The organism is Sulfurihydrogenibium sp. (assembly GCF_027448985.1).
Lineage (GTDB): Bacteria > Aquificota > Aquificia > Aquificales > Hydrogenothermaceae > Sulfurihydrogenibium.
The window spans coordinates 1-1,321 of record NZ_DAIDMN010000156.1; the positions used below are offsets into that span (position 1 = coordinate 1).

Below are 1,321 nucleotides of genomic sequence, written 5' to 3' on the forward strand. Positions count from 1 at the left end.
ACATCGGAGAATGTGTTGGGTCCAAATCTTTTCTGTAAACTCTTCCCGGAGCCACTATAGCGATTGGTGGTTTTCTCTTTAGCATCGTTCTGATTTGAACAGGAGATGTATGAGTTCTAAGGAGCATACCGTTGTTTAGGTAAAATGTGTCCTGCATATCTCTTGCAGGGTGGTTTTCCGGAATGTTAAGCATGGTAAAGTTGTAATCTTCATACTCAACTTCCGGACCTGATTCTACAGAAAAACCCATATACAAGAATATATCTGTAATCTCTTTTAACGTTTGAAGTACAGGATGAGGACAGCCAACTTCAAACCAGCTCTTTGGCAGTGTGATGTCTATCTTTTCCCTTTTTAAACTTTCTTCAAGTTCCTTTTTCTTAAAAATTTCTTCGTACTCTTTTATTTTCTCTTCTAAAAACTCTTTTATAGAGTTTGCAAGTTGCCCAACTTCTTTTCTCTCTTGCGGTGGTAAGCTTCCAAGAGTTTTAAGGATAGAAGTGATAGCACCCTTTTTGCCAAGGTACTTTACTCTTAATTCGTTCAACGTAGAAGGGTCTTTAACACTCTGTATCTCTTTTAAAACTTCTTCTTTAAGATTAAGAAGTTGAGCTTTTACTTCCATAAATTACGCCGCTAAAGCAGATTTCGCAGTTTCTACAAGTTTTGTAAAAGCTGGCATATCGTTTACAGCCATATCAGCAAGAATTTTTCTGTCAAGCTCTATTCCGGCTTTTTTAAGACCGTTAATAAACTGACTGTAGCTCAATCCATTTAATCTTGCAGCTGCGTTGATTCTTGTAATCCATAAAGACCTAAACTGTCTTTTCTTCTGTCTTCTGTCTCTGTAAGCGTAAGCTAAAGAGTGCATTACCTGTTCTTTCGCTCTTCTGTAAGACCTATGCTTTTGCCCGTAATACCCTTTTGCTAACTTTAAAATTTTCTTTTTATGTTTCTTTGAAGATGGACCTTTTACTCTCATCTTTTAATACCTCCTTTTAAACGTCGTTTGGTAAAAGTGCTTTAAGTTTATGCTCTATACATTTTGGAGCATACTGTGGTCTTCTGCCTTGTCTTTTTCTCTTTGAAGATTTTTTAGTGTTGTAGTGGGATACACCTCCTTTTGTGTACTTTACTTTTCCGTTTGCAGTGATTTTCAATCTTTTTGCTGCGGTTCTATTAGTTTTCATCTTAACCTTTGCCATTGTATCCTCCTTTGAAAAATTGTAAGAGATAATTATAACACAAACCCTAATTTCCAATTCGAAAAAAAGATGAAATAAAAAACCTCCAGTGGTATCATAAAGTAAAACTACCACTG

At 36.0% G+C, this 1,321-nt stretch carries 2 protein-coding genes and 1 pseudogene; all 3 read right to left on the reverse strand.

The features are described from left to right. Positions 1–625, reverse strand: a pseudogene (gene pheS / locus NE054_RS08220) (phenylalanine--tRNA ligase subunit alpha); the annotation flags it as partial. Positions 626–628: 3 nt separating this feature from the next. After that, positions 629–982, reverse strand: a complete 354-nt coding sequence (gene rplT, locus NE054_RS08225) for a 50S ribosomal protein L20 (RefSeq protein WP_297890494.1) — start codon at positions 980–982, stop codon at positions 629–631. Positions 983–998: 16 nt separating this feature from the next. Next, the gene (gene rpmI, locus NE054_RS08230; RefSeq protein ID WP_297890496.1) at positions 999–1,205 is read right to left on the reverse strand and encodes a 50S ribosomal protein L35; all 207 of its coding nucleotides are present in this window, start codon (positions 1,203–1,205) and stop codon (positions 999–1,001) included. Positions 1,206–1,321: the final 116 nt, after the last annotated feature.

Excerpts from the sequence above, each read along its gene's own strand:
- rplT (WP_297890494.1), bottom strand. The coding sequence starts at position 982 with ATGAGAGTAAAAGGTCCATCTTCAAAGAAACATAAAAAGAAAATTTTA.
- rpmI (WP_297890496.1), bottom strand. The coding sequence starts at position 1,205 with ATGGCAAAGGTTAAGATGAAAACTAATAGAACCGCAGCAAAAAGATTG.